General features: G+C 60.5%; 25 protein-coding genes. 12 read left to right on the forward strand and 13 right to left on the reverse strand.

What is annotated here, in order from left to right:
* Positions 1–351: 351 nt before the first annotated feature.
* Entirely contained in the window at positions 352–1,659 is a 1,308-nt protein-coding gene (locus G3A56_RS19060; RefSeq protein ID WP_082185646.1) for an NtaA/DmoA family FMN-dependent monooxygenase, read from the forward strand.
* A 64-nt stretch (positions 1,660–1,723) separates the two neighbouring features.
* On the opposite strand, the gene G3A56_RS19065 is transcribed toward G3A56_RS19060, so the two are convergent.
* The gene (locus G3A56_RS19065) at positions 1,724–2,752 is read right to left on the reverse strand and encodes an LLM class flavin-dependent oxidoreductase (RefSeq protein ID WP_082185645.1); all 1,029 of its coding nucleotides are present in this window, start codon (positions 2,750–2,752) and stop codon (positions 1,724–1,726) included.
* A gap of 438 nt (positions 2,753–3,190) precedes the next feature.
* Between G3A56_RS19065 and G3A56_RS19070 the strand changes: the two genes are divergently transcribed.
* The 3 genes from G3A56_RS19070 to G3A56_RS19080 all read left to right on the forward strand — a co-directional run bounded on the left by G3A56_RS19070 (position 3,191) and on the right by G3A56_RS19080 (position 6,650).
* Complete coding sequence (locus G3A56_RS19070; protein WP_082185644.1) at positions 3,191–4,339, forward strand: mandelate racemase family protein; 1,149 nt, start codon at positions 3,191–3,193, stop codon at positions 4,337–4,339.
* Between the two features lie 3 nt (positions 4,340–4,342).
* The gene (locus G3A56_RS19075) at positions 4,343–4,972 is read left to right on the forward strand and encodes an SGNH/GDSL hydrolase family protein (RefSeq protein ID WP_082185643.1); all 630 of its coding nucleotides are present in this window, start codon (positions 4,343–4,345) and stop codon (positions 4,970–4,972) included.
* Positions 4,973–5,051: 79 nt separating this feature from the next.
* Positions 5,052–6,650 (forward strand): ABC transporter substrate-binding protein, encoded by a 1,599-nt coding sequence (locus G3A56_RS19080; protein ID WP_082185642.1) that lies wholly within the window; start codon positions 5,052–5,054, stop codon positions 6,648–6,650.
* Positions 6,651–7,156: 506 nt separating this feature from the next.
* Here the strand turns inward: G3A56_RS19080 and G3A56_RS19085 are convergent.
* From G3A56_RS19085 to G3A56_RS19100, 4 genes are read right to left on the reverse strand one after another with little or no spacing between them, the layout of a single operon-like run.
* Positions 7,157–7,915 (reverse strand): ABC transporter ATP-binding protein, encoded by a 759-nt coding sequence (locus tag G3A56_RS19085; RefSeq protein ID WP_082185641.1) that lies wholly within the window; start codon positions 7,913–7,915, stop codon positions 7,157–7,159.
* Positions 7,915–8,751 carry an ABC transporter ATP-binding protein gene (locus G3A56_RS19090; RefSeq protein WP_082185640.1) on the reverse strand — a complete coding sequence of 279 codons (837 nt, stop codon included), beginning with the start codon at positions 8,749–8,751 and terminating at the stop codon, positions 7,915–7,917. Before G3A56_RS19090 ends, G3A56_RS19085 begins: the two co-directional genes overlap by 1 nt.
* A gap of 4 nt (positions 8,752–8,755) precedes the next feature.
* Positions 8,756–9,643 (reverse strand): ABC transporter permease, encoded by an 888-nt coding sequence (locus tag G3A56_RS19095; protein WP_082185639.1) that lies wholly within the window; start codon positions 9,641–9,643, stop codon positions 8,756–8,758.
* Positions 9,643–10,665, reverse strand: coding sequence for an ABC transporter permease (locus G3A56_RS19100; protein ID WP_003500347.1), 1,023 nt, complete (start codon positions 10,663–10,665; stop codon positions 9,643–9,645). Before G3A56_RS19100 ends, G3A56_RS19095 begins: the two co-directional genes overlap by 1 nt.
* Before the next feature lie 329 nt (positions 10,666–10,994).
* Here G3A56_RS19100 and G3A56_RS19105 point away from each other — a divergent pair, with 329 nt between their 5' ends.
* The gene (locus G3A56_RS19105; RefSeq protein ID WP_082185638.1) at positions 10,995–11,630 is read left to right on the forward strand and encodes a LysE family translocator; all 636 of its coding nucleotides are present in this window, start codon (positions 10,995–10,997) and stop codon (positions 11,628–11,630) included.
* A 17-nt stretch (positions 11,631–11,647) separates the two neighbouring features.
* On the opposite strand, the gene G3A56_RS19110 is transcribed toward G3A56_RS19105, so the two are convergent.
* Entirely contained in the window at positions 11,648–12,379 is a 732-nt protein-coding gene (locus tag G3A56_RS19110) for a FadR/GntR family transcriptional regulator (protein WP_082185637.1), read from the reverse strand.
* Between the two features lie 97 nt (positions 12,380–12,476).
* A complete protein-coding gene (locus G3A56_RS19115) occupies positions 12,477–13,463 on the reverse strand; it encodes a GlxA family transcriptional regulator (RefSeq protein ID WP_082185636.1) in 987 nt (328 codons plus the stop codon).
* A gap of 129 nt (positions 13,464–13,592) precedes the next feature.
* Here G3A56_RS19115 and G3A56_RS19120 point away from each other — a divergent pair, with 129 nt between their 5' ends.
* From G3A56_RS19120 to G3A56_RS19150, 7 genes are all read left to right on the forward strand, one after another.
* A complete protein-coding gene (locus G3A56_RS19120; RefSeq protein ID WP_082185635.1) occupies positions 13,593–14,420 on the forward strand; it encodes an alpha/beta fold hydrolase in 828 nt (275 codons plus the stop codon).
* Between the two features lie 26 nt (positions 14,421–14,446).
* Entirely contained in the window at positions 14,447–15,238 is a 792-nt protein-coding gene (locus G3A56_RS19125; RefSeq protein WP_082185634.1) for an SDR family NAD(P)-dependent oxidoreductase, read from the forward strand.
* 13 nt (positions 15,239–15,251) lie between these two features.
* The gene (locus G3A56_RS19130; RefSeq protein ID WP_082185633.1) at positions 15,252–15,737 is read left to right on the forward strand and encodes a hypothetical protein; all 486 of its coding nucleotides are present in this window, start codon (positions 15,252–15,254) and stop codon (positions 15,735–15,737) included.
* A gap of 163 nt (positions 15,738–15,900) precedes the next feature.
* Positions 15,901–17,196, forward strand: coding sequence for a bifunctional sulfur transferase/dioxygenase Blh (gene blh, locus G3A56_RS19135; protein WP_082185632.1), 1,296 nt, complete (start codon positions 15,901–15,903; stop codon positions 17,194–17,196).
* Positions 17,190–17,543 carry a sulfite-sensing transcriptional repressor BigR gene (bigR, locus tag G3A56_RS19140; protein ID WP_082185631.1) on the forward strand — a complete coding sequence of 118 codons (354 nt, stop codon included), beginning with the start codon at positions 17,190–17,192 and terminating at the stop codon, positions 17,541–17,543. The genes blh and bigR overlap by 7 nt, the downstream gene beginning before the upstream one ends.
* Positions 17,540–17,947, forward strand: coding sequence for a YeeE/YedE family protein (locus G3A56_RS19145; protein ID WP_164056778.1), 408 nt, complete (start codon positions 17,540–17,542; stop codon positions 17,945–17,947). Before bigR ends, G3A56_RS19145 begins: the two co-directional genes overlap by 4 nt.
* Positions 17,944–18,381, forward strand: coding sequence for a YeeE/YedE family protein (locus G3A56_RS19150; protein WP_082185630.1), 438 nt, complete (start codon positions 17,944–17,946; stop codon positions 18,379–18,381). Before G3A56_RS19145 ends, G3A56_RS19150 begins: the two co-directional genes overlap by 4 nt.
* A gap of 68 nt (positions 18,382–18,449) precedes the next feature.
* Here G3A56_RS19150 and gpmI read toward each other — a convergent pair whose 3' ends face one another.
* The 6 genes from gpmI to G3A56_RS19180 form a co-directional block, all read right to left on the reverse strand.
* Positions 18,450–19,967 carry a 2,3-bisphosphoglycerate-independent phosphoglycerate mutase gene (gene gpmI / locus G3A56_RS19155; protein ID WP_082185629.1) on the reverse strand — a complete coding sequence of 506 codons (1,518 nt, stop codon included), beginning with the start codon at positions 19,965–19,967 and terminating at the stop codon, positions 18,450–18,452.
* A 373-nt stretch (positions 19,968–20,340) separates the two neighbouring features.
* On the reverse strand, positions 20,341–21,588 hold the full coding sequence (locus G3A56_RS19160; RefSeq protein WP_082185628.1) for a dihydrolipoamide acetyltransferase family protein: 1,248 nt from the start codon (positions 21,586–21,588) through the stop codon (positions 20,341–20,343).
* Positions 21,589–21,590: 2 nt separating this feature from the next.
* A complete protein-coding gene (locus tag G3A56_RS19165; protein ID WP_035221255.1) occupies positions 21,591–22,604 on the reverse strand; it encodes an alpha-ketoacid dehydrogenase subunit beta in 1,014 nt (337 codons plus the stop codon).
* Position 22,605: 1 nt separating this feature from the next.
* Positions 22,606–23,844, reverse strand: a complete 1,239-nt coding sequence (locus G3A56_RS19170; RefSeq protein WP_082185627.1) for a 3-methyl-2-oxobutanoate dehydrogenase (2-methylpropanoyl-transferring) subunit alpha — start codon at positions 23,842–23,844, stop codon at positions 22,606–22,608.
* A 44-nt stretch (positions 23,845–23,888) separates the two neighbouring features.
* Positions 23,889–25,016: an acyl-CoA dehydrogenase family protein gene (locus G3A56_RS19175; protein WP_082185626.1), complete on the reverse strand. Its 1,128-nt coding sequence runs from the start codon at positions 25,014–25,016 to the stop codon at positions 23,889–23,891.
* Between the two features lie 12 nt (positions 25,017–25,028).
* Positions 25,029–26,237, reverse strand: coding sequence for an acetyl-CoA C-acyltransferase (locus tag G3A56_RS19180; protein WP_137067595.1), 1,209 nt, complete (start codon positions 26,235–26,237; stop codon positions 25,029–25,031).
* Between the last annotated feature and the right edge of the window lie 7 nt (positions 26,238–26,244).

The following is a 26,244-nucleotide window of genomic DNA, read 5'->3' on the forward strand; positions in this document are numbered from 1 at the left end:
TCTCAATTGTGATCTGGGCAGCACGCTACACGTCATAAAATATTTTCTATAGATAAAGTGTACTATTTGAGAGGCCGTTGAGGAAATTCGTTTCCATATCAACGGCGCTTTACGCTTCTGAAAAAATATCCTTTCGGAAATGACATCATTTTCGGACGAAGCTTCGACAGCTAACGGCGCTCGACGTGGGGGCGTCTCCCGGGAGCGGACAGCCATGGCGCGAAAGTTTTTCTTCTCCTGACAGCAAGGATTTTTAACTCGCGACCGGAACCCCGGCTGTTACGCTTCCCCGCAATTGCGCCGGATGTGCAAGCCGGCAATCCAACAGACCCAAAAAGAAAAAGTGGCAGCATGAGCACGAACAAACGCCGGCTCAATCTCAATGTCGGCATCAACACCACCGGATACCTCGCCAATGCCTGGAAATACAGGAGCGGAGACCGGCACGATATCAATGACATCGGCTATTACCGGCGACTGGCGGAACTGGCCCACAAAGGCCGGTTCGACGCCGTGTTCCTTTCGGATCATCCAGCATTACTGACCGACCCGACAAGCCGGCCGTTTCACACCATCGATCCGCTCATCCTCTCCACATCGCTTGCCGCACAGGTGCCGGATATCGGCTTTGTGGCGACGGTGTCCTCCACCTATAATTCGCCCTATAATTTTGCGAGACGAACGCAATCCATCGATATCGTCACCGGCGGCCGGTTGATCGTCAACATCGTCTCCTCCTTCAATCCCAGTGTCGCCGCCAATTTCGGCAACGACCCGCTGCCGCCGCGCAATGAGCGATATGCCAAGGCGACCGAATTTCTCGATGTCGCGAAAAAGCTCTGGTCGAGCTGGGATCCCCGCCGCGAAGGCGAGGTGCCCGAAGGCCGCTTCTGGGATGCAGCTACAGCCGAGACGATCGATCATGAGGGGCAATATTTCCATGTGAAAGGCCCGCTCAACGTGCCGCGCGGACAGCAGGGTCACCCCGTCATTGCCCAGGCCGGCGCTTCCGAAGGCGGCATTGATCTGGCGGCGCGTCACGGCGAGATCATCTATTGCAACATATTGTCCCGCCCCGCCGGCCAGGCCTTTGGCAAAAAGGTCCGTGACCGCGCCGTCTCCTTCGGCCGCGATCCCTCGGGCATCCGCATCGTTCCGGGTCTCGTCGTCATTCTCGGAGAGACGCGTGAGGAAGCGTTGCGCAAACACGAACTTTACAGCGGAACCGGCTCGGAAGACGGTCTTCTGGCACGGTTCGCCAAGGAAAACGGTATCGATCCGCGTGATTTTGATCCCGACGCGAAGCTGGATGCGGAACGCTTCATTCCCGACCAGAACCGGCAATGGGCAGTCGGCATGGGGCTTGGCCTTTCCGATCTGCTGAGCCATGAAAAGCTCACCGCCCGCGAGGCCGTGCGGCGCTCGGAGGGGCACCATCGGCTGCTGCTTGGCACACCGGAAGAGGTGGCGGACGGCATCATCGACCTCTGGCAGGACGGCACGGTTGACGGCTACACATTGCAGCCGCCCCGCGCCCCTGATGATATCGCCGAATTCGTCCAACAAGTCGTGCCGGTGCTTCAGGATCGTGGCGTTTACCCGCGCGAATACGAAGGCACGACTATACGCGACAGATACGGCCTGCCCCAGCCGGACTGACACTGTTCCCCCCATCCTTCGCCATTCCGACGCTCGGCGCAGGAATGGCGAAGTCGTGACGACGCTATTGAGCTGTCGCCACTTTCAAAACGGGCCGCCCGCCGGAAAGCTGCGGCACGACGGACGCGAAATCCGTCACGATCTGGCGATAGTCTTCCGGCTGGAATTCATAGGGCAGTTCCAGACGGAATTCCGAGACATGCGGCAGAACGGGATCGCGCGACAGCTTCCCCAGAATTTCATCCGTCGTCCCGACGATATCAGGCAGAAAAAGCGTGCGGCGCGCACCATGCGGCGTATGCGTGCGCTTGTCACGCTCAGCCGCAAATTCGGTATAACGGCGGCGGGTCGCCGGGCTGGCGCTGTCCGTCGGCAGGATCACGCGACCGAGTGCGACGCGCGGCTGGCGCTCATGCGCCCATTCCTGCCGGAAGCGGGCAACGAGGGCCGCCTGTGCCGCCAGAAAATCATCGGTATTTTCACCGCTGACGATATTGCCGGTCAGGAGATTAAAGCCCGCCTTCCCCGCCCAGCGCGCGGAATTCTGCGATCCGCCGCCATACCACAGCCGGTCGGTCAAACCCCTGGCAAAGGGCCGAAGGCGCGGCACCTGCGCGCCCGCCGCATTGCCCGCCTCCGTTTCGCTGGACAGCGGTTCCGATCTCAAGGCCCTGGCGAGCTTTTCGGCACGGGCATGGCTGAAATCCGCATCGGGTGCCGTATCGACGTAATCCGAAATCAGATGGGCGAAAGGCGGCGCGCCCACGGAAACGCCGACATTCAGCCGTCCGTGTGACAGCACATCTACGGTGGCGAGATCTTCGGCCAGCCGGAAAGGGTTCTCGTAACCGAGCTGGATGACGGCGGTGCCGAGCCCGATCCGCTTCGTGCGCTGCGACGCCGCTGCGAGAAAGGTGGCAGCCGAGGACACGCCGCGTTCCAGATGGCGCTGGCGAACCCAGGCGCTGTCATAACCCAGCGCCTCCCCGGCTTCGAAAAGCTGCAGGGTTTCCTCCAGCCCCAGCGCTGGATCATCATCATGATAATTGCCGGGAACCAGAAAGGCGAAGTGGGAGATATGGGAAAGGGGCATGGCTGTAAGGTCCGGAAATGAGTGTTGAAGCTTAGCAGCGCAGATGCAGCCATCCCCGTTCCGGACAGCCGTTCAATGCGGCGCATGCCCACGCAGAATGCATGATGACAGGCACGGCTGGCACGGCATGTTCGTTTATAGTCCCGGCCTTTGTTGAAAGATCATTGCGCGATTCAATAGTCTACTAAAATTATGAATTACTGTACCCCTCCTTTGAATAGGCCGCACTCACGCCTCCAGTCAGATTTTCTTTTCCGAAGAGGCAAATATCCTTTGTTGCCCTCTCACATTGAAGAGCTGTGCGACACAGTGCGCAAATGGCCTTGATTTTTCGCACCAACATGTAATACAGATTATCATACATGTTGACAAATAACGCAGACATGTATGACATTGCAGCAGCTACAAACGCCGCGATACCTGCATGAGGGAGGAATTATGATCATCACCGACGTCGAGGTTCGTGTTTTCCGCACGACGACCCGTCGGCACTCGGACAGTGCCGGTCACGCACATCCGGGTCCGGCGCATCAGGTGGAACAGGCCATGCTGACCATCCGCACGGAAGACGGTCAGGAAGGCCACTCCTTCACCGCGCCGGAGATCGTTCGCCCGCATGTGATCGAAAAATTCGTCAAGAAAGTCCTGATCGGCGAAGACCACCGCGACCGGGAACGTCTGTGGCAGGACCTTGCCCACTGGCAACGCGGCTCGGCGGCGCAGCTGACGGACCGCACGCTGGCCGTGGTGGATTGCGCGCTCTGGGACCTTGCCGGTCGCAGCCTCGGGCAACCTGTATACAAGTTGATCGGCGGTTATCGCAACAAGGTGCTCGCCTATGGCTCCATCATGTGCGGCGACGAGCTGGAAGACGGGCTTGCAACCCCTGAAGATTACGGCCGGTTTGCCGAAACGCTGGTGAAGCGCGGCTACAAGGGCATCAAGCTCCACACCTGGATGCCGCCCGTCAGCTGGGCGCCGGATGTGAAGATGGACCTCAAGGCCTGCGCGGCCGTACGCGAGGCGGTCGGCCCCGACATTCGCCTGATGATCGACGCCTTTCACTGGTATTCCCGCACCGATGCGCTGGCGCTGGGTCGCGGCCTTGAAAAGCTCGGCTTCGACTGGATCGAAGAGCCGATGGATGAGCAGTCGCTCTCCTCCTACAAGTGGCTTTCCGACAATCTCGATATTCCCGTCGTCGGCCCGGAAAGTGCGGCCGGCAAGCACTGGCATCGCGCGGAATGGATCAAGGCCGGCGCCTGCGATATTCTCCGCACCGGCGTCAACGATGTCGGTGGCATCACGCCGGCGCTCAAAACCATGCATCTCGCCGAAGCCTTCGGCATGGAATGCGAGGTGCATGGCAATACGGCCATGAATCTTCACGTGGTCGCCGCCACCAAGAATTGCCGCTGGTATGAGCGCGGCCTCTTGCACCCCTTCCTCGAATATGATGACGGCCACGACTATCTGAAGTCGCTGTCCGACCCGATGGATCACGACGGCTTCGTCCACGTTCCCGACCGGCCGGGCCTTGGCGAGGATATCGATTTCACCTTCATCGACAATAACCGGGTGAGGTAGGCGATGAAAACGGTGCTCGCCTTTGGAGACAGTCTCACCTGGGGTGCTGACCCGGCAACGGGTCTGAGGCACCGGCATGAGCATCGCTGGCCGGAGGTGCTGGAAACCGAGCTTTCCGGAAAGGCGAAGGTTCATGCCGAAGGGCTCGGCGGGCGCACCACCTGTTACGACGACCATGCCGGTCCGGCCTGCCGCAACGGCGCGCGGGCGCTGGAAGTCGCGCTTTCGTGCCACATGCCGCTTGATCTCGTCATCGTCATGCTCGGCACCAACGACATCAAACCGGTGCATGGCGGTCGCGCGGAAGCCGCCGTTTCCGGCATGCGGCGGCTGGCGCAGATCGTCGAGACCTTCATCTACAAGCCGCGAGAGGCGGTGCCGAAACTTCTGATCGTCGCACCGCCGCCCTGCGTTGCAGGCCCGGGCGGAGAGCCCGCAGGCGGTCGCGATATCGAACAATCAATGCGACTTGCCCCGCTCTACCGCAAACTCGCCGCCGAACTTGGGCATCACTTCTTCGATGCCGGATCGGTCGCCAGCGCCTCACCGGTGGATGGCGTGCATCTGGAGGCGCAGGCAACGGCCGCGATCGGCCGGGCGATCGCCGCTCCGGTCAGAGACATTCTTGGCTGATCATGCGAAGCCTGTGGAGGAACAGGCGCGTGGATCGAAACGTGGAAAGGCCGTATGAACCGGCCGTATGGGAGGAAAAATGAGACATTTTCTTGCAACCGCCGCACTGGGCGCACTGCTGATCGGCGCCGTGCCGCTCAGTGTCTTTGCCGAAACGCCGAAGGACCAGCTCATCGTCGCCACGACCATGAGCAATATTCTGACCCTCGATCCCGCCGCCATTACCGGCCGCGAGACGGTGCAGGTTCTCAACAACATCTATGACACGCTGGTGGTGCTTTCCCCTGAAGATCGCAGCGTCCAGCCCCGCCTTGCCGAACGCTGGGAGATCGCCGAGGACCGGAAATCGATCCGTTTCCACCTGCGCGCCGACGCCAAATTCGCCTCCGGCAACGCCGTGACGGCAAAGGACGTGGCGTGGAGCCTGAAGCGGCTGCTCGCCCGCAATCTGGCGCAATCGTCTTTCCTCAAAACGCGCGGTTTCAAGCTGGAAGAGGCCGACAAGCTCTTCGTTGCCGAAAACGATCAGACCTTCGTGCTCAATATTCCAAAGCCTGATGATCCCAACCTGCTGCTGATGATCCTTGCACAGAATGGTCCGGGCTCGATCATCGACAGCCAGACGGCGCTTGCCAATGAAAAGGACGGCGATCTGGGCGGCGCATGGCTGACGCTCAATTCGGCAGGCTCCGGCCCCTTCAAACTGACCCAGTGGAAATCCAACGAATATATCATCCTCACCCGCAACGATGATTATTGGGGTGAAAAAGCCAAGATGAAGCGCGTCCTGATGCGCCATCTGCCGGAATCGCAATCGCAACGCCTGATGCTGGAAAAGGGCGATATCGATGTCGCCTATTCCCTGCAGGCGCCGGATCTGAAGTCGCTGGAAGCCGACAAGACCATCGCCATCGAATCCACACCCGGCTCCGGTTTTTATTACCTCAGCGTTTCGATGAAGGATGAGAAATTCGCGAACAAGAAGGTGCGCGAGGCCCTGCGTTACCTGATCGATTACGACGGCCTCGACAAGGCGGTCATGCCCTATTACGGCAAGCTGCACCAGCGTTCTCTCAGCACCGGTGTCATGGGCGCGCTGCCCGATCAAGGCTACAAGCTCGATGTCGAAAAAGCCAAGGCGCTTCTGGCTGAAGCCGGTTATCCGAACGGTTTCAAGACGACACTGCGCGTGCTTTCGGAAGACCCCTTCATGAAGGCTGCAACGGCGATCCAGAACACGCTGGCGCAGGCCGGCATTCAGGCCGAGTTGATCAGCGGTTCCGGCGACCAGATTTACGGCGCCATGCGCGAGCGGAACTTCGAACTGCTTCTCGGCCGTGGCGGCGGCGGCCAGCAGCCGCATCCGGACAACAACCTGCGCTCCATCGCCTATAATCCGAACAATGCGGACGACGCCAAACTGACCAACTATCAGAGCTGGCGCACGAGCTTCTTCGATGAGAAGCTGAACAAGATGATCGAGGAAGCCCTTGTCGAACGTGACGTGGCGAAACAGACGAAGCTTTATGAAGACCTGCAGGCCTATATGGACGAGATCGTCATGTCCATTCAGCCCTTCTCGGAAGTCATCGACACCGCCGCTTTCCGCAGTGACATCAAGGGCATGATCGTCAGCCCCTGGCTCTCGCGCTTCGAAGAGGTGAGCAAGGAGCGGTAAGGCATCCCACTCGCCGTCATCCTCGGGCTCGACCCGAGGAGCCATGGCTCCAACCGTCCATGGATCCTCGCCTCAAGGGCGAGGATGACGGCGGAGGGACGCGAAGATAACGGTGGAGAAGTTTCGTTTTACGATACCCAAGGCGCGGCTAACACCGCGCCTTTTTGCTGGTAACGAGGTTTACAAAGCCGATGCGTTCGGCGAAATCGGGACATCCGCACTCCGTCACCCCGGACTTGATCCGGGGTCCAGTGCGATCAAGTCCTTGATCGCGAAAGAGTCCTTTCACGGCGCAGACGCGCCGTGGCTGGATGCCGGATCAAGTCCGGCATGACGGAAGGAAGGGTTTCGTACTTCGTTAGCAGGCCAAGGCGCAGTTGCCGGTCCGCCTTTCCAACTTGCCCCAAAACCGTCCAAAAAATTGCCCGGCACTGAAGGCCGGGCAAGGAAGGAGGATTTTATTATTCGTGACGCCCCGGAGGAGGACGATCACGCTTTGGGAGCTGTCACGCGCCTTCATATTCGAGCGAGGCGCCTATCAGTTCGCGCGCATAGGGATGCGCCGCGCCGTTTCCGGCGATGGCTTCGCGCGGCAGGATTTCGGTGATTTCACCGCGCAGCATCACGGCGAAGCGATCACACATGTGGTCGACCACAGCAAGATCGTGCGTCACCATGATATAGGTGAAGCCGCGTTCTTCGCGCAGGCGCTGCAGCAGGTTGAGGATTTCCGCCTGCACGGAGACATCGAGCGCCGAGGTTGGTTCGTCGAGCAGAAGCAGCGACGGTTCGAGGATCAATGCGCGCGCAATCGCCACGCGCTGCCGCTGGCCGCCGGAAAGCTGGTGCGGGAAGCGGTCCAGGAACGACACGGGCAGACCAACATCCGTGATGACCTTGCGCATGCGCTCCTCACGGTCGCCGAGCTTGTGGATCGAGAGCGATTCCCCAAGAACGGTGCGCACCGACTGGCGCGGATGCAGCGAGCCGTAGGGATCCTGAAACACCATCTGCAGGGTGCGGCATCGCTCGATCAGCGGCATGTCACGAACCGACCTGCCATTGATGAGTATTTCGCCGCTCCAGAAATCATTCAGCATCGACACGCAACGAAGCACGGTGGATTTGCCCGAACCGCTTTCGCCGACCAGCCCGAAACACTCGCCCGGCTCGACGCGAAAGGACACCGACGGCAGCACTTTCAGCGCGGTGTGGCCGCTGCCGAAGGTGATGGAAAGATCTCGGGTTTCAACGGAAACGGCCATTATACTTTCTCCTCCAGCCATTCGGGACGGCGATCCAGCACCGCAAGCGGCGCGCGCGTGCCGCCGATGCGCGGCTGCGCCGCCAAAAGCCCGCGCGTATAGGGGTGCTGCGCCTGATCGAGATCCCGCGCCGCAAGCGTTTCCACCACGCGGCCGGCATACATGATGAGTACCCGGTCGCAGAAATTACGCACCAGATTGAGATCGTGGCTGATCATGATCAGGCCGATACCGCGATCCCGAACCAGTCCATCGAGAATATTCAGAACCTGCAACCGCACCGTCACATCCAGCGCCGACGTCGGCTCGTCGGCAATGACGAGATCGGGATCGGCAAGCAGCATCATGGCGATCATGACGCGCTGGCCCATGCCGCCGGAAATCTCGTGCGGATATTGCTCGTAGACGCGTGCGGCGTCGCGGATTTTCACCGCATCGAGCATGGCGAGCGCCTTTTCCCGCGCTTCCGATTTCGATGCTTTGAAATGGCGCAGATAGGTCTCCGTCACCTGATCGCCGACACGGCGGATGGGATTGAGGGAGAATTTCGGATCCTGAAGGATCATCGACATGCGCCGTCCGCGAACTTTCAGCATCTCCTTTTCACTCAGAGACAGAAGATCGAGACCGTCGAAATCAAGCCTGTCGGCGGTGATCGTCGCCGATGGCAGGAGGCGCAGCAAGGCCCTGCCGACGGTGGATTTGCCCGAGCCGCTTTCGCCGACAATGCCGAGCCGTTCCCGGCCAAGGGTGAAGGAGATGCCGCGCACGGCCTCGGTGGGCGAACCGCCATAACGGATGCGAAGATTTTCGACGTCGAGGATTGGTTTTTCCATGGCCCTATTTCCGGTTCATCTGCTTCGGATCGAGCGCATCCCGCAGGCCGTCACCCAGAAGGTTGAAGGCAAGGCTGACGGAAAGGATCGCAACGCCGGGAAAGGTGACGAGCCACCAGCTGTCGAGCATGTAGCGGCGGCCGGTGGCGATCATCGCTCCCCATTCCGGCAAGGGCGGCTGCGCGCCGAGGCCGAGGAAGCCGAGGCCGGCGGCGGTGAGAATGACGGTCGCCATGTTCAGCGTCAGGCGGATGAGCACCGAAGGCAGGCACATGGGCATGATCGATTTGACGATGATACGCAACGGCGAGGCGCCCTGAAGCCTTGCGGCGGCGATGTAATCCGCCTTGCGGAAGGTCATGGCCTCAGCACGGGCAAGCCGTGCGATCGGCGGCCATGAGGTGAGCGCGATAGCAATGATCGCATTGTTGAGGCTGGGTCCGAGCGCCGCCACGAAGGCGAGCGACAGGATGAGGCTCGGGAAGGACAGGAAAATATCCGTGATGCGCATCATCACCGTATCGAACTTGCCGCCGAGATAGCCCGAGGCGGTGCCGACCAGAAGACCGACCGGGCCGACGATGATCGACACCAGCGAGATGATGGTGAGAGTGATGCGCGCGCCCCACAAAAGGCGGCTGTAAATATCGCGCCCAAGCTCGTCCGTGCCGAAGAAATGGCCATTACCGGGCGGCTGCAGAGTCTTGGCGAGATCCTGCACATAAGGATCATGCGTCGCAAGCCAGGGCGCGAAAATCGCCGCGATGACGAGAAGCAGCAATATGAACAGGCCGAAGGCCGATGTTGGGCTTTTCAGCAGGAAGACGATAATGTTCTTCAGCGCGTTCAAGGGCACGGGAAGACGCAGGGAGGTTTCAGCACGGGCCGTCATCAGCGGGTCCTCGGATCGAAAAAGCGGTAGAGAATGTCGGACAGGAGATTGAGCCCGATGAAGATGACGCCGACGATAAGCACGCAGGTCATCACGGCATTCATGTCGCCGATGATAAGATTGCTGGTGAGATATTGGCCGAAGCCCGGCCAGGCGAAGACGGTCTCGATAAGGACCGCGCCTTCCAGCAGCGATCCGTAAGCAAGGGCAATGATGGTGACAAGCTGCACGCGGATGTTACCGAAAGCATGCAGCCACACTGTCTGTCGCTGCGACAGGCCTTTGACGCGCGCGGTCGTCACATATTCCTGGCCCAACTGATCGAGCATGAAGCTGCGCGTCATGCGGGTGATATAGGCCGACGATGAATAACCGAGCAGAGCAGCGGGCAGGATGAGGTGATTGATGGCCGACCAGAAGACTTCCATGTCGCCCGCCAGCAGGCTGTCGATCAGCAGGAAGCCGGTTCGTTCCTCTACGAGACCGATATAGAACTGGTCCATGCGGCCACCGCCGCCGACAAGGCCGAGATGGGCGTAAAAAACGATCAGCGCGATCATGCCGGTCCAGAAGATCGGCATGGAATGGCCGAACAGGCTGAGCACCCGCACAAGATGGTCCTGCCAACGGTCTTTCTTGACGGCGGCGTAAACACCCATGGGAATGCCGAGGCCGGCGCCGATCAGGATCGCGAAGGTCGCAAGCTCCATCGTCGCCGGCATGACGCGTATGATATCCTGGATGACGGGCTGGCCCGTGCGGATCGAGGTTCCAAAATCGCCGGTGAACACATCGCCGAGATAATAGATGAATTGTTGCCAGAGCGGGCGGTCGAAGCCGAGCGCATGGTAGACCTGCTCATAGGTTTCGCGGGTCGCGTCCTCACCGACGATGGCCCGCACCGGATCGGCCGGCATCAGTCGGCCGATAAAAAAGGTCAGCAGCAGCAATCCGAGCAGCGTGACCGCAATACTTCCGATCTGGCCGGATAGGCCATACAGCGAAAGGCGTCTTTTTGGCATGGTTCCTCCCTTGCCAGAAGTCGATTGTACAAAAGAACAAAGGCACAATCCTGTCTGACAACTATTCGCAAGTTGTCACAGGTGTTGAAAACTGTCAAGCATATGTCGGTGAAATTGGTGCTGCGGGAGAGCTAGGAAGATTACGGAACCGGACACAACGCTGCCTTTCGAGGCCGAAGTTTCTTCTGAAATCCAGCCCTCTTTGCCTTGCCGCAAAAGAACCCACACACATTGCCGCAATTACAAAAGCCTGTATTCTTTCGCTCCGAAATGCCTGCGGAGATGCCGATCCGATACCTGCCATCTCCTACTCCACGGGAGAGGAAGAAATGGCGGAAATGACACTTCTGGCTTTTGCCATAGTCGCCTTTATCGGCATTGCCACGCCCGGCCCTACCGTTTTGCTGGCGCTTGCGAATGGCTCACGCTTCGGCGTCCGCCGCGCCTTGACCGGCATGGCCGGCGCCGTTCTCTCCGATTTCGTCCTCATCGGCGCGGTTGCGCTGGGATTGGGAGCATTGCTCGCCGCTTCGGAATTCTGGTTCGGCGTCGTCAAATGGGTCGGCGTTTGTTATCTTGCCTTCCTCGGCGTCATGCTGTTGCGCTCCAGGGGCTCGCTCGATGGCGCTCTTCAATCGGCAGACACTATCGGGGCCACTTACGCCCGCTCGATTTTCCTCAAAAGCTTCCTTGTGGCCGTGACCAACCCCAAGGGATATTTGTTCTTTTCGGCTTTCCTGCCGCAATTCATCGATCCGGCAGCCCCGCAAATCCAGCAATATGGGGTGCTTGCGCTGGTTATCGCCGCCATCGATTTCATCGTGATGTTCGGGTATGCCCTGCTTGGCTCGCAGGCTGTCAGACTTTTGCGGAAATCAGGGGCGCTATGGCTAGACCGAATCTGCGGCGGCGCGCTTTTGACGCTTGCCACCTCTCTGGCCCTCTATCGACGGGCGAGTGCGTAACCTATTGACAAAGCGGGTTATTCAGCAGCGGTGCGGGAACGCAAGAGCACCTTGTAACGTTCAAGACTACCGCGCAGATGTGCCGCCATATATTGGCGCGCGGCATCGGCATCACCTTCGATGATGGCGTCGACGATCCTCGCATGCTCCTCCTGGAGGTGAAGATTGTAGTCCTTCGGGCGCGAACCGGGCGCTGCCCCCTGCAATTCGCCACGCGGAATGATGCCGGAGCGGATGAGTTGAAGAAACTCGGGAAACCGCCGGTTCTGCGTCGCCTGTGCAATGGCCAGATGGAACTCGAAGTCGGCGTCCCGCGTCGGCAGTCCGGCCGCGAGACAGTCGCCGACACGCCGATGCGCATCGACGATGGCTTCAACCTGCACGGCGGAACGGCGCGATGCCGCAAGCCCGGCGGATTCAACCTCGAAGACGGTGCGCAGTTCCAGCAGTTCGATTACCGAGGAGATTCGCCCCACGGCGAGATCGTTGAAAGGCACCTCCTTGGCCGGTTTCACTTCCACGGCAAACACGCCTGCCCCTTTGCGGGCCTCAACAAGACCATCGGCGCGCAGAATGGCGATGGCCTCGCGCACCACCGTGCGGCTGACGGAATATTCGCGCGTCAGCGCGCTTTCGCTCGGAAGCCGGTCACCGGGACGGAACACGCCTTCGGACAAATCCCGCCGCAATGCGGAGCTGATTTTCGCCGCGAGCGATACTCCCGGCTTCGTGCTGCTCTCAACGTCCATTCCGGCCCACCTGTTTTAAACTTGTCTGGCATGTTAGCAAACACCCGCCACATTGCAAGGGCCGGCCGTCGCCACCGCCGGAGCCGCGGGATTATCCTCATGCAGCCGCCATGGCCGAACTGCTGGAAAAACGGCTTCTATATTCCCCCGGAGAAAGGCCAAGAATACGGTGAAACACGCGACGGAAGGCGGCCGCGTCCTCATAACCCACTGACCAGGCGATCTGGTCGACCGAACGACGGGTGAATTCCAGCAGTTCCCGCGCCTTGCCGACACGAAGATGCTGAACATATTCGATTGGCTTCATGCCGGTGGCAGCCTTGAAACGGCGCAGGAAGGTTCGCTCCTCCAGCCCGGCATGGCCGGCCATATCTGAAACGCTTGTCGCCCGCCCCGCGCGCGCCTGCAACCAGTGCTGCACCTTTAATATCGGCTCGTCGCCATGCGTCAGCCTTGGTGCGAAACTGCTGTAATGTCGCTGCTCCCGTCCGGAAGGATCGATCAGCAGGAATTTGCCGGTTTCAATCATCACCGAAGGTCCAAGCAGGCGATCAACGATACGCAGGCCAAGATCGGTCCACGCCATCAGCCCGCCAGCCGTGATGATATCGCCATCCTCGATGACGATCTTGTCTATCTCCAGCCGGATATCGGGAAAGCGGTCACGGAAACGTTCGGCAAACAGCCAGTGGGTCGTTGCCGGGCGACCGGACAGGAGGCCGGTCGCGGCGATGATGAAGGAGCCGCCGCAACTGGCAGCCAGTGTCGCCCCCTGCGCGTGGCGGTCCAGCAGCCAGCGGGCATAGGGCGCGGCCTCCTCGATTTCGGCAGGCCCGGTCAGCCGACCGGGTACGACGAAGATATCGGGATGCCCCGGCCTGCCCGGCTCGGTGTCATGACAGCGCGAAAATTCACCGCCCTCACTTATGCTCCAGTGGCTGACACGCAATTTCGGTCCGCCGCGATCCTCTGAAAAAACCGATGCGATGGCGAAAAGATCGGTGATGCCGTGCACCATTGCAATCTGACAGTCCCGATAGAGGACCAGACCGACTTCCAGCGCGCTTCCCGTTACACCCGCCATGCCCCGCACCCCCGTTTTGTCAGTTTCGGCTCGTTTTCTGTCAGAAGCGCCAATCCAGCCCCGGCTACGTCAAGAGTATCTCTATTCCCACGGGACGCAAGCAAGCTCCCTGCAACAGGAGAGAGAGCCATGACAACGATCACCACCAGAGACGGAACGCATATTTTCTACAAGGACTGGGGCCCGAAAGACGGCCAGCCCATCATCTTCTCCCATGGCTGGCCGCTCAGCGCCGATACATGGGATGCGCAGATGGTGTTCTTCGCCAACAACGGTTTCCGCACCATCGCTCATGATCGCCGCAGCCACGGTCGCTCCGATCAGGTCTGGCACAACAATACCATGGATCAATATGCCGACGACCTGGCCGAGCTGATCGAACAGCTCGATCTTCACGACATCATTCTGGTCGGCCATTCCACCGGCGGCGGCGAGGTCACCCGCTATATCGGCCGCCACGGCACGGCCCGCGTCGCGAAAATCGCCCTCATCGGCGCGGTTCCGCCGCTGATGCTGAAGACGGAAAGCAATGCCATCGGTCTGCCGATCGATGTTTTCGACGGTATCCGCAAGGGCACCTATGACAATCGCAGCCAGTTCTTCAAGGACCTGACCATTCCCTTTTACGGCTACAACCGCGAAGGCGCCGTGATATCCGAAGGCATCCGCGAGGAATTCTGGCGGCAGGGCATGATGGGCGGCCTGAAAGGTCAGCTCGACAGCATTCGCGCCTTTTCGGAAAGCGATTTCCATCAGGACCTGAAGGCCTTCGACAAACCGACGCTGGTTCTGCATGGCGATGACGACCAGATCGTGCCGATCGGCGCTTCCGCGCTTTCCACGGTCAAAATCGTCAAACATGCGGTTCTCAAAATCTATGAGGGCGCCGACCATGGCCTGACTCAGACCCATCAGGACCGGTTCAATGCCGACCTTCTCGCCTTCATCAACGCCTGAAACCACCAGACACAGGAGACACGGACATGACACGGAATACATTTCTCATCACCGGCGCATCCGATGGCATTGGCGCGGTCTATGCCGAACGTCTGGCAAAACGCGGCCATGATCTCATTCTCGTGGCACGGCGTGCCGAAAAGCTGAAGGCTCTGGCAGCACAGCTGGAAAAGGATCATCACATCGCAGTCGAGGTTCTCTCCGCCGACCTTTCCAGGGCGGAAGACCTCGAAAAGGTAGAGGCACGGCTGCGCGACGACCGACGGATTACCGGCCTCGTCAACAATGCTGGCATTGCCGGTGAAGGCGCGATCACGGCGCTGGAGCCGGCCTATGTGACGACTATGATCAACCTCAACATTCTTGCCGTCACCCGGCTTGCGGCTGCCATCGCACCGCGCCTTGCCGCCGATGGCAAGGGCACGATCATCAACATCACCTCGGTCACGGCGCTGATGCCGGCGGCATTCACCGCCGTCTACCCGGCCACCAAGGCCTTCGTGCTTGCCTTCACCGAGGCGCTGCAGGCGCAGCTTTCACCCTCCGGTGTAAGGGTTCAGGGCGTCCTGCCCGGCATCACCCGCACGGCAATCTGGGAAGAGGAACGGCTCGACGCCATTCCGGCCGCCATGGTCATGGATGTTTACGAGATGGTGGATGCGGCCCTGGCTGGTCTCGATCTCGGCGAGACCCTGACCATTCCTTCCCTGCCGGATACGGCCGATCTCGAAAATTTCCTTGCCGCCCGCGCGGCATTGAGGCCCAATCTGTCGCATGCACTTGCCGCCAGCCGGTATCGTGCAGCTCAAACCGAATAGAGGGAGACGCATCATGATCCTCGGACTGACCATTCCCCAATTCACTGCATTGCACGTTGCCTTAAGCTTCATCGGCATCGCAACCGGACTGATCGCCCTGCCGGCTTATGCGGCGGGGCGGTGGATGCCGCGCATGATGGCGCTTTTTCTCGTCACGACGCTCGCCACCACGCTCACCGGCTTTCTGTTTCCGATCGGCAATTTCACGCCCGCACTCGGCGTCGGCATTATTTCGACCGCCATTCTGGCAATCGCGCTGGTGGCGCTCTACGGATACGGTCTCAATGGCCGGGCGCGCATCGTCTACACGATCACCGCCACAATGGCCCTCTATCTGAACATGTTCGTGCTGATCGTTCAGGCCTTCCTCAAGGTCGAAGCGCTGAACGCTCTGGCACCGAACGGCAACGAGCCACCGTTTCTCGTCGCCCAGACGGTTCTGCTCATCGCGGCGATCTGTCTCGGCTGGAAGGCGACACGCCGCAGGCTCGTCGCCTGAGACCAGCCGCCACGCAAACCGGCTTCAGGCAAACACACCCCATGCCCGCACAGCGCCGGGCATGGGGTGTGTTTTCCGATAGGCCGATGAAATGCGCCTCTTGCGGCCGATCAATATACATTATATAATAACGTATATTAATTTAGAACAACAGGAGATGCCGATGAACGCCGTCAGGATCAACGAACGTCTGACAGTCGCAGGCCAGCCGGAGATCACCGACTTTCCATCGCTCTCCGCTCAAGGATATAAAACCATCATCAATGCCCGACCGGATGGCGAAGAGCCCGGCCAGCCGGGCAATGCGCATGAACGAAGCGCTGCCGGCGCGGCGGGTCTGGCCTATAGTTTCATTCCGGTCAGCGGCCCGACCATGACAGAGGGCGATATTCGCGCCTTCCAACAGACGATGGCCGAGGCCAAGGGCCCGATATTCGCCCATTGCAAGGGCGGGACCCGTGCTCTCACGCTCTACGTTCTCGGCGAAACGCTGGACGGGCGCATGGAGCCATCCGAGATCGGCGCTTTCGGCAAGGAGCATGGCTTCGACCTTTCCGGCGCCGTTCGCTGGCTGGAGCGGCGGGCTCTGGCAAAGCCGCGTGTGAAGGCTTTCTTCGATCCGCGGACATCCAGCGTGCAATATGTCGTTTCGGATCCTTCGACCGGACGCTGCGCCATCATCGATCCCGTCTATGATTTCGACGAAAAATCCGGCGCGACCGGAACGATGAATGCCGACGCCATTCTGGACTATGTGAAAGAGCAGAACCTGACGGTGGAGTGGATTCTCGATACCCACCCCCATGCCGACCATTTTTCCGCCGCTCACTATCTCAGCCAAAAAACCGGCGCGAAAACAGCGATCGGCGCCAGGATCACCGGCGTACAGAAACTCTGGCAGGAGAAATATAACTGGCCCGGCCTTGAGACCGACGGCTCGCAATGGGACCGGCTGTTTGAAGCGGAAGATCGTTTCAGTATCGGTTCGCTTGAAGCGCGCGTGCTGTTTTCGCCCGGGCACACGCTGGCCTCCGTTACTTATGTGGTGGGGGACGCCGCCTTCATACACGATACTCTGTTCATGCCCGATTCCGGCACGGCGCGGGCCGATTTTCCGGGTGGCAGCGCAAGAGAACTCTGGGCCTCAATCCAGAACATTCTCGCCCTTCCAGACGAAACGCGGCTTTTCACCGGCCATGATTACCAGCCCGGTGGCCGCGCCCCGAAATGGGAAAGCACGGTCAGTGAACAGAAGCGCAGCAATCCGCATCTGGCCGGCATGACGGCAGAAGGCTTCATTCAGCTGCGCGAGGCCCGGGATCGCACCTTGCCGATGCCGAAGCTCATCCTGCACGCCTTGCAGGTCAATATTCGCGGCGGCCGCCTGCCGGAGCCGGAGGCCGACGGCAAGCGTTATCTGAAATTCCCGCTCGATGTGCTGGAGGGCAGCACATGGTGAAGCAAAACACGCTGAAACAGCCTCTGCACATCACCGAAATCCCGCTTCCCGAGATGGAGGAACGTGCCGTCGAGGTTGCGATACTTTTGAAGACACTCGCCCATCCGGCGCGGCTGATGCTTGCCTGCACGCTGGCGCAGGGGGAGTTTTCTGTCGGTGAACTCGAGACCAAGCTGGATATCCGCCAGCCCACGCTCTCCCAGCAGCTCGGGGTGTTGCGGGAGGCCGGCATCGTCGAGACCCGACGTGACGCCAAACAAATCTTCTACCGGCTGACGGAGGAAAAAGCGGCGCAGTTGATCGCGGCCCTTTATTCGATTTTCTGCGCGCCGGAGGAAAACCCGTGACGCCCTATTTGCCCTCGCTTTTCGGCGGCATGCTGCTTGGTCTCGCAAGCCTGCTCCTGTTTTTCTTTAACGGCCGCATCGCCGGTATCAGCGGCATCATGGGCAATGTGCTTGGAAGAGAGCGGCGTTTTACTGATCTGGCATTCGTGGCCGGTCTGTTGGCCGGGCCTTATCTTTATGCCATCACATTCAGCCAGTTTCCTGCGCTCACCATAACAACACCGTGGCCGCTGATCCTCATTGCCGGTCTGCTGGTCGGTTTCGGCACACGCATGGGCTCCGGCTGTACTTCCGGTCACGGCATCATGGGGCTGGCGCGATTTTCCCGGCGCTCCATCGTCGCGACCGTAACGTTCCTGATCACCGGCATGCTCGTCGCAACGATAACGGAAGCCCTCTCATGAAAAATCCAGCCATTGCGCGTGTCGCGCTGGCACTCGCGGCAGGGGCGCTGTTCGGCTTCGGCCTCTCCCTTTCCGGCATGATCGATCCCACCCGCGTTTCAGGTTTTCTCGACGTGGCGAGCGGCCATTGGGATCCGAGCCTGTTGTTCGTTCTCGGCGGCGCGCTCCTGGTCGCGGTACCGGGCGTTCAGCTACGCCGTTTCCTTGCCAAACCCGTCCTCGGGGAAGATTTCAGCCTTCCCTCGAAAACGCGCATCGACCGGCCGCTGGTCGTGGGCTCGGCTATTTTTGGCACAGGCTGGGGGCTTGCGGGCTTTTGCCCCGGCCCTGCAATCTCGGCCTTTGCTCTGGGATTGCTGCCGGTCATGCTCTTCGTGGCGGCGATGATTACCGGCATGTTTCTCCACGACCGCATCTACGCCAAACAGCGATAGACTTCTTAATTCGATGCGCATGAAACGCCCGGCGCGGAAGCGAAAAACTCCCGCGCAGGCGCGTCCTATTACAGGTCGATCAGGCTCTTGCCCGTCATTTCCGCCGGCAGCGGCACGTTCATCAGTTGCAGCAGGGTCGGAGCGACATCGGCGAGAATACCGCTATGCAGCTTTGCACCTTCCGGTCCGCCATACAGGATCACCGGCACCGGATTGGTTGTGTGCGCCGTGTGCGGGCCACCGGTCACCGGATCCACCATGGTTTCGCAATTGCCATGGTCGGCAATCACCAGCATGGCGCCACCCACCTTGTCCAGTGCCGCAACGACAGCGGCAAGCCCGCGGTCCACGGCTTCGCATGCCTTGATTGCGGCCTGCAGGTCACCGGTATGGCCCACCATGTCCGGATTGGCATAATTGGTGACGATGAGATCGTAACCCTTGCCGATCGCCTCGACGAATTTCTCCGTCACTTCCGGCGCGCTCATTTCCGGCTGCAGATCATAGGTCGCAACCTTCGGAGACTTGGGCATGAAGCGGTCTTCGCCCACTTCCGGTTCTTCCTTGCCGCCATTGAGGAAGAAGGTGACATGCGGATATTTTTCCGTCTCGGCCAGCCGGAACTGCCGCAGTCCTTTCTTGGCCACCCAGGCGCCCAGCGTGTTGACGATATCGCGCTTGGGGTAAGCCGTCGTCATGAAGGTGCTGTGGCGGGTGGAATATTCCACCATGCCAAGCAAGGCCGAAAGCACGGGCTTTTCGCGCGCGAACCCGTCGAAATCTTCCGCGCCGATGGCGAGCAGGATTTCGCGGGCGCGGTCGGCGCGGAAATTCAGGCAGAAGAGGCCATCGCCCGCCTTGAACCCTTCATAACCGCCGATCACCGTCGGCAGGATGAATTCATCCGTGACATTGTTCTTGTAGCTTGCGGTAACGGCGCTCACCGCATCCGGCGCACGTTCTCCCCGACCCAGAACCATGGCATCATAGGCTTTTTCAACGCGCTCCCAGCGATTGTCGCGGTCCATCGCGTAATAACGGCCGATTACCGTGCCGATGCTGGCGCCTTCGGGCAGGCTCTGCGCAAAAGCGGTGACGAAACCTTCCGCCGATTGCGGCGCGACATCGCGTCCATCGGTGATGGCATGTACGACGACCTTCAGCCCCAGATCGGTCACCAGCTTCACCGCCGCCTGACCGTGGACGATGTGGCCATGAACGCCGCCGTCCGAGATGACACACATCAGGTGCGCCACGCCGCCTGCCGCCTTCACCTTGGCGGCGAAATCGAGCATCTCGGCATTCTGGAAAAAGCTGCCATCCTCGATTGCCAGATCGATCTGGCCGAGATCCATGGCGACGATGCGGCCCGCACCGATATTGGTGTGCCCGACTTCGGAATTGCCCATCTGGCCGCTCGGCAGGCCGACATTCGGGCCGAAGGTGGTTAGTGTCGCATTCGGGCAGGTGGCAAAAAGCCGATCCATGGTGGGCGTGTTCGCCAGCACCGGCGCATTGCTGGATTTGTCCTCGCTTAGCCCCCAGCCATCGAGAATAGTCAGGACAACAGGTTTGGGAGTGCTCATGAAAGGACCTTCTTCTTCATTCGGTTGCCGACGAACAGCGAAGCGCTGGGCACCGGAGCGCCCCCGTCCGCCACTATGATCATGATGAGAAAACACGGCTTCTCGTTCTTTCTCTTCTATACCCGAAGATCGCGAACGCAAGCCTATACCGACACCGAAACAGTTCCGTGAAGGTCGAAAACGACCCGCTCAAAAACGACGATCATTTGCTCGATGCCCGCTCCCCCTCATTCCTCTGCTCGTCGAAGGAATCCAGCCGACACGCATCTGCGTGGCGGGAAGAGTCGTTTCAGCCCAAAGATTTGGGCTGACTGGATTCCTGTGACGAGCACAGGAATGAGGGGGGTGTGATGGATCGGTCGCGAGTCGCCTTTCAATCGATGAAGATCAGCGCCGGCTTTTCCAGCAGCGCCTTGACGGCCTGGATGAAGACGGCGGCATCCCAGCCGTCGACAACCCGGTGATCGAAGCTGGAAGAAAGGTTCATCATCTTGCGCGGCACGAAACGGCTGCCATCCCAGACCGGCCGCGTCATGATCTTGTTGACACCGATGATCGCCACCTCGGGGTAATTGATGATCGGTGTCGAAACCACCCCACCCAGCGCGCCGAGCGAGCTGATGGTGATGGTCGAGCCCGTCAGCTCGTCGCGCTGGGCAGTGCCCGTGCGGGCCGCCTCGGCAACGCGCGAGACTTCCTCTGCGCATTGCCAAAGGCCAAGCGTTTCCGCGTGGCGAACGACCGGCACCGTCAATCCTGAAGGTGTCTGCGTGGCGATGCCGATGTGAACCGCTTCGTAATGGCTGACGACCCCTTTCTCGTCATCGAAGGTGGCATTCATACCGGGATGATCCGCGACCGTTTTGACAAGCGCACGCATGAGGAACGGCAGGATCGTCAGTTTCGGCTGTCCGGACCGGCGGCCGCCATTCATGGTGGCGCGCAGATCCTCCAGATCCGTCACGTCTATTTCCTCGACATAGGTGATGTGGGGAATGCGGGAGACGGAAAGCGCCATCTTCTCGGCGATCCTGCGCCTCAGCCCCGTAACCTTCACTTCCTCGACGGCACTGTCGCGGGGCGCTATCGCCACCGCAGGCCGTTCAGCTTGCGACCGCGTGGTGAGATAGGCATCGAGATCGGCATGGGTGATATGCCCCTCCGGCCCTGTTCCCCGCACCTGTGCGAGATCGATATCGAGATCATCGGCGCGCTGGCGAACCGCGGGGGATGCCAGAGGTTTATGGTGTTCGATCTCGGGAGAAGGCGGCGCATCATTGATCTCACGGGCCGGCTGGATTTCAGCCGCTGGGGGCTCTTCCGTCATGTCGGATGGCGCTTCCGGTTCCGGCGCGTCGCCGACCGGAGCGGCCGTAGCTACTTCGGTTTCGATGCGCACAAGCGGCGCCTTTACCGCCACGGTATCACCGACTTCCGCCGCCAGCCATGTGACGATACCTGCAACCGGCGAGGGGATTTCAACGGTCGCCTTGTCGGTCATCACCGCGGCCAGCACCATGTCCTCATGCACCGGATCGCCGGGCTTGATGTTCCATTCCACCAGTTCGGCTTCCGCCACACCTTCGCCGACATCGGGCATAGTGAGAACAAATTCCGCCATTTTCAGGCCTCCATGACTTCGACGAGGGCGCGCCCGACACGGGCAGGACCCGGAAAATAGTCCCATTCCTGCGCATGGGGATAAGGCGTGTCCCAGCCGGCAACGCGGACGACCGGGGCCTCCAGGTGATAAAAGCAATGTTCCTGCACCAGCGACACAACTTCCGCGCCGAAGCCGGAAGTGAGCGTCGCCTCATGCACCATGACGCAGCGGCCGGTCTTGGAAACGGACTTCACGATAGTGTCGAGGTCGAGCGGCAGCAGGCTGCGAAGATCGATGATCTCGGCATCCACACCGGTCTCTTCCGCCGCCGCCAGCGCCACATGCACCATTGTGCCGTAGGTGATGACGGTGACAGCGTTTCCGGGCCGGCGGATTTCAGCCTTGCCGATTGGAATCGTATAGTGTCCTTCCGGCACCTCGCCCATATCGTGTTTGGACCAGGGCGTGACGGGCCGGTCGTGATGGCCGTCGAAGGGGCCGTTATAAAGCCGCTTCGGCTCCAGAAACATCACGGGATCAGGATCTTCGATGGATGCGATCAGTAGCCCCTTGGCGTCATATGGATTGGAGGGGACCACAACCTTCAGCCCGCAGACATGGGTAAAAAGCGCCTCTGGGCTCTGGCTATGGGTCTGCCCGCCAAAAATGCCGCCGCCAGTGGGCATTCTGAGAACGATGGGGCAGGTAAAATCACCATTGGAGCGATAGCGAATGCGCGCCGCTTCCTGGGTAATCTGGTCATAGGCGGGATACATGTAGTCGGCGAACTGGATTTCGACACAGGGACGCAAGCCATAAGCGGCCATGCCGATGGCGGTGCCGACAATGCCGGATTCACTGATGGGCGCGTCGAAACAGCGGGTCTTGCCGTATTTTCCCTGCAGCCCCTGCGTGGCGCGGAAGACCCCGCCGAAATAACCCACGTCCTCACCGAACACCACCACATCGTCGTTGCGCTCCATGGATACATCCATGGCGCTGCGGACGGCTTCGATCATCGTCATTCTGGTCATGTCAGTACCCGGCTTTCTGGCGTTGACGGACGAGATGCGGCGGCATCTCGGCATATACGCCCTCGAAAATATCCTTGGTCGGCGGCTTGCCGCCCGCATGCAGCGTTCCGTGGCTTTCCGCCTCGCGCTGCGCCTCGATCACCTCATCGGCGATTTCCGCTTCCGCCTGCCGGTGCCGCTCCTCCGACCAGAAACTACGCAGGATGAGATGTTTCTTCAGCCTGAGAACCGGGTCGCCCAGCGGCCAGGCCTCGGACTCGGTCTTGGGACGATAGGCGCTCGGATCGTCGGAAGTGGAATGTGCGCCGACACGATAGGTCACATATTCAATCAGCGTCGGGCCAAGATTGCGGCGCGCGCGCTCCACCGCCCATCGCGCCACGGCATAGACGGCGAGATAATCATTGCCGTCGACCCGAAGTGCGGGAATGCCGAAACCCAGCCCCCGCGCTGCAAAGGTGCCGGAACCGCCGCGCGCAATGCCCTGAAAAGTGGAAATGGCCCATTGGTTGTTGACGATGTTGAGGATCACCGGCGCCTTGTAGGTGGAGGCAAAGACGAGCGCGGAATGAAAATCCGATTCCGCTGTCGAGCCGTCGCCGATCCACGCGGCCGCGATTTTCGTATCGCCCTTGATGGCCGAGGCCATCGCCCAGCCAACCGCCTGTACATATTGCGTGGCAAGGTTGCCGGACACGGTGAAGAAGCCGTGCTCCTTTGAGGAGTGCAAAACCGGCATTTGCCGCCCATGCAACGGGTCCAGCTCGTTGGAATAGATCTGGTTCATCATGGTGACGAGCGGATAGTCGTCGGCGATCAAAAGACCCGCCTGCCGGTAGGTCGGGAAATTCATGTCGCCTTTGGAAAGCGCCTTGCGGAAGGCGCAGCTGACCGCCTCCTCGCCCAAATGCTGCATGTAGAAGGAGGTTTTGCCCTGCCGTTGCGCCATCAGCATGCGGGCATCGAAAGCGCGAAGCCGCATCATGTTTCTAAGGCCCACCAGCAATTCCTCGTCAGAGAGCAGCCCTGCCCATGGCCCGACGGCCTCGCCCTGGTGGTTGAGGACGCGAATGATGGAATAGGCGAGATCGCGCATGCTTTCCGGCGCTGCATCCACCTCCGGGCGCGGTACGGAGCCGGCCTTGGGTATTTTCACATTGGAGAAATCCGGCTGGTCGCCGGGCCGCACCGCGGGCTCCGGCACATGCAGGCTGAGATGCGTGGTTTCGGTAATATCCATTCTACTCCTCCCATCGCCATCTCCTCCAGACGACGAAACAATGTTCAGAGGTTTCGCGCGATGACCATGCGCTGGACATCGCTGGTTCCCTCATAAATCTGGCAGATGCGCACATCGCGATAGATCCGCTCCACCGGATAATCCGCCATGTAACCGTAACCGCCGTGAATCTGGATGGCGTCCGAGCAGACGCGCTCGGCCATTTCGGAAGCGAAGAGCTTCGCCATCGAGGCCTCCGAAAGACAGGGCTCACCCGCTTCCTTCAGCGCCGCCGCATGCAGCACCAGCTGCCGCGCCGCCTCAATGCGCGTCGCCATGTCCGCGAGGCGAAACGCCACCGCCTGATGCTCGATGATTGCCTGTCCGAAGGCCTTGCGCTCGCGGGCATAATCCCGCGCCGCCTCAAAAGCCGCCTGCGCCATGCCGACCGCCTGCGCGGCGATGCCGATGCGGCCGCCCTCCAGATTGGCGAGCGCGATGCGATACCCCTGCCCTTCTTCGCCGAGCCGCAATTCGACTGGTACCGCCATGTCGGTAAAGGCAATCTGGCAGGTATCCGAAGAGTGCAGACCGAGTTTCTCCTCGACCCTGATGACCTCGTAACCCGGCGTATCGGTCGGCACGATGAAGGCGGTGATGCCTTTCTTGACCGCCGCCGCATCGGTGACGGCAAAAACGATGACGACGTCGCCATTCTTGCCTGAGGTGATGAACTGTTTCGCGCCATCCAGAATATACCGGTCGCCATCGCGCCGGGCGCGGGTCTTGAGGTTGGACGCATCGGAACCGGCCTGCGGCTCGGTCAGCGCAAAACCGCCGATCCATTCGCCGGAGGCGAGCTTGGGTAGGAAACGCTGCTTCTGGTCTTCCGTGCCGAATTTCAGGATCGGCACGCAGCCGACCGAATTGTGAACGCTCATAATGGTGGAACAGGCGCCGTCACCGGCGGCGATCTCCTCCAGCGCCAAAGCATAAGCCACGGCACCGGTTTCCGAGCCGCCATAGTCCTCGGAGACCAGCATGCCGAGGAAACCGAGTTCGCCCATTTCTTTCAGCTCATCTTTCGGGAAGCGGCTTTCCCGGTCGCGCGCGGCGGCTCCAGGTGCCAGCCGCTCACGGGCGAAATCGCGGGCCATGTCCCTGATCTGCTGCTGGGCGTCATTCAGGATCATCGCCGCCTCCCTTCAGTGCCGCTCGACGGCAAGCGCTGTCGCTTCGCCGCCGCCGATGCAGACGGCGGCCACGCCGCGCTTCAGCCCGTGGCGCTGCAAGGCAGCCAGCAAGGTGACAACGATCCTCGCGCCGGAAGCGCCGATCGGATGGCCGAGCGCGCAGGCGCCGCCATGCACATTCACCTTCTCATGCGGCAGATCGAGATCGCGCATGGCCGCCATCGCCACAACCGCGAAAGCCTCGTTGATCTCAAACAGATCGACATCCTTCACCGCCCAGCCGGCTTTATCGAACAGCTTTTTCATCGCGCCGATGGGAGCCGTTGGATATCCGGCGGGTGCATCCGCATAGGAGGCCTGACCGATAATGGTTGCCAGCGGTGAAAGACCCCGCCTTTCTGCTTCGGAGCGACGCATGAGAACAAGAGCGGCCGCACCGTCGGAGATAGAACTGGAATTCGCCGCCGTCACCGTTCCGCCATCGCGGAAGGCGGGTTTCAGCTGCGGGATTTTCTCCGGTCTTGCCTTGCCCGGCTGCTCGTCCACGGCGACATCGCCGACAGGCGCTATTTCCGTTTCGAACGCACCTTCGGCTACGGCGCGTCGCGCCCGTTCCAGTGAGGCAAGCGCGAAGTCATCCTGCATGGCGCGGGTAAATTGGTAGTCTTGCGCGCAATCTTCCGCGAAAGTCCCCATCAGCCTGCCCTTTTCATAGGCGTCTTCGAGACCGTCAAGAAACATGTGGTCGGTGAGCTTGCCGTGGCCGAGACGATAGCCATTGCGGGCGCGATCCAGCAGATAGGGCGCGTTGCTCATGCTTTCCATACCGCCCGCAAGCACGATGGAAGAGCTTCCCGCCGCAAGCTGGTCATGCGCCAGCATGATCGCCTTCATGCCTGAGCCGCACATCTTGTTGATGGTCGTCGCGCCAACCGAGTTGGGAATGCCGGCGGCAATGGCCGCCTGTCTCGCCGGAGCCTGCCCCTGCCCGGCCGAGAGCACGCAGCCCATCAGCACATCGTCAATATCAGCGGGTGAAATTGCGGCCCGTTCGACGGCCGCGCGGATCGCCGCCGCACCGAGATCGGGCGCGGCCACCGATTTGAATTCGCCTTGGAACCCACCCATAGCAGTACGGGCGGCCCCGACGATAACGACAGGGTCATGCACAGCCAAATTCACCTCCCTTGGCCATCCTCCCACCGAGAGAACGACCGTCATCGCAATC

Source organism: Rhizobium oryzihabitans, assembly GCF_010669145.1.
GTDB lineage: Bacteria > Pseudomonadota > Alphaproteobacteria > Rhizobiales > Rhizobiaceae > Agrobacterium > Agrobacterium oryzihabitans.

Bases quoted from the DNA above. Each gene is read 5' to 3' on its own strand.
- G3A56_RS19170 (WP_082185627.1), bottom strand. From the start codon at position 23,844: ATGGATATTACCGAAACCACGCATCTCAGCCTGCATGTGCCGGAGCCC.
- G3A56_RS19085 (WP_082185641.1), bottom strand. From the start codon at position 7,915: ATGGCCGTTTCCGTTGAAACCCGAGATCTTTCCATCACCTTCGGCAGC.
- G3A56_RS19060 (WP_082185646.1), top strand. From the start codon at position 352: ATGAGCACGAACAAACGCCGGCTCAATCTCAATGTCGGCATCAACACC.
- G3A56_RS19150 (WP_082185630.1), top strand. From the start codon at position 17,944: ATGAAAAATCCAGCCATTGCGCGTGTCGCGCTGGCACTCGCGGCAGGG.
- G3A56_RS19160 (WP_082185628.1), bottom strand. From the start codon at position 21,588: ATGGCGGAATTTGTTCTCACTATGCCCGATGTCGGCGAAGGTGTGGCG.
- G3A56_RS19180 (WP_137067595.1), bottom strand. From the start codon at position 26,237: ATGACGGTCGTTCTCTCGGTGGGAGGATGGCCAAGGGAGGTGAATTTG.
- G3A56_RS19090 (WP_082185640.1), bottom strand. From the start codon at position 8,751: ATGGAAAAACCAATCCTCGACGTCGAAAATCTTCGCATCCGTTATGGC.
- bigR (WP_082185631.1), top strand. From the start codon at position 17,190: ATGGTGAAGCAAAACACGCTGAAACAGCCTCTGCACATCACCGAAATC.
- G3A56_RS19095 (WP_082185639.1), bottom strand. From the start codon at position 9,643: ATGACGGCCCGTGCTGAAACCTCCCTGCGTCTTCCCGTGCCCTTGAAC.
- G3A56_RS19100 (WP_003500347.1), bottom strand. From the start codon at position 10,665: ATGCCAAAAAGACGCCTTTCGCTGTATGGCCTATCCGGCCAGATCGGA.
- G3A56_RS19125 (WP_082185634.1), top strand. From the start codon at position 14,447: ATGACACGGAATACATTTCTCATCACCGGCGCATCCGATGGCATTGGC.
- G3A56_RS19165 (WP_035221255.1), bottom strand. From the start codon at position 22,604: ATGACCAGAATGACGATGATCGAAGCCGTCCGCAGCGCCATGGATGTA.
- G3A56_RS19065 (WP_082185645.1), bottom strand. From the start codon at position 2,752: ATGCCCCTTTCCCATATCTCCCACTTCGCCTTTCTGGTTCCCGGCAAT.
- G3A56_RS19130 (WP_082185633.1), top strand. From the start codon at position 15,252: ATGATCCTCGGACTGACCATTCCCCAATTCACTGCATTGCACGTTGCC.
- G3A56_RS19105 (WP_082185638.1), top strand. From the start codon at position 10,995: ATGGCGGAAATGACACTTCTGGCTTTTGCCATAGTCGCCTTTATCGGC.
- G3A56_RS19070 (WP_082185644.1), top strand. From the start codon at position 3,191: ATGATCATCACCGACGTCGAGGTTCGTGTTTTCCGCACGACGACCCGT.
- G3A56_RS19175 (WP_082185626.1), bottom strand. From the start codon at position 25,016: ATGATCCTGAATGACGCCCAGCAGCAGATCAGGGACATGGCCCGCGAT.
- G3A56_RS19120 (WP_082185635.1), top strand. From the start codon at position 13,593: ATGACAACGATCACCACCAGAGACGGAACGCATATTTTCTACAAGGAC.
- G3A56_RS19115 (WP_082185636.1), bottom strand. From the start codon at position 13,463: ATGGCGGGTGTAACGGGAAGCGCGCTGGAAGTCGGTCTGGTCCTCTAT.
- blh (WP_082185632.1), top strand. From the start codon at position 15,901: ATGAACGCCGTCAGGATCAACGAACGTCTGACAGTCGCAGGCCAGCCG.
- G3A56_RS19075 (WP_082185643.1), top strand. From the start codon at position 4,343: ATGAAAACGGTGCTCGCCTTTGGAGACAGTCTCACCTGGGGTGCTGAC.
- G3A56_RS19110 (WP_082185637.1), bottom strand. From the start codon at position 12,379: ATGGACGTTGAGAGCAGCACGAAGCCGGGAGTATCGCTCGCGGCGAAA.
- G3A56_RS19080 (WP_082185642.1), top strand. From the start codon at position 5,052: ATGAGACATTTTCTTGCAACCGCCGCACTGGGCGCACTGCTGATCGGC.
- gpmI (WP_082185629.1), bottom strand. From the start codon at position 19,967: ATGAGCACTCCCAAACCTGTTGTCCTGACTATTCTCGATGGCTGGGGG.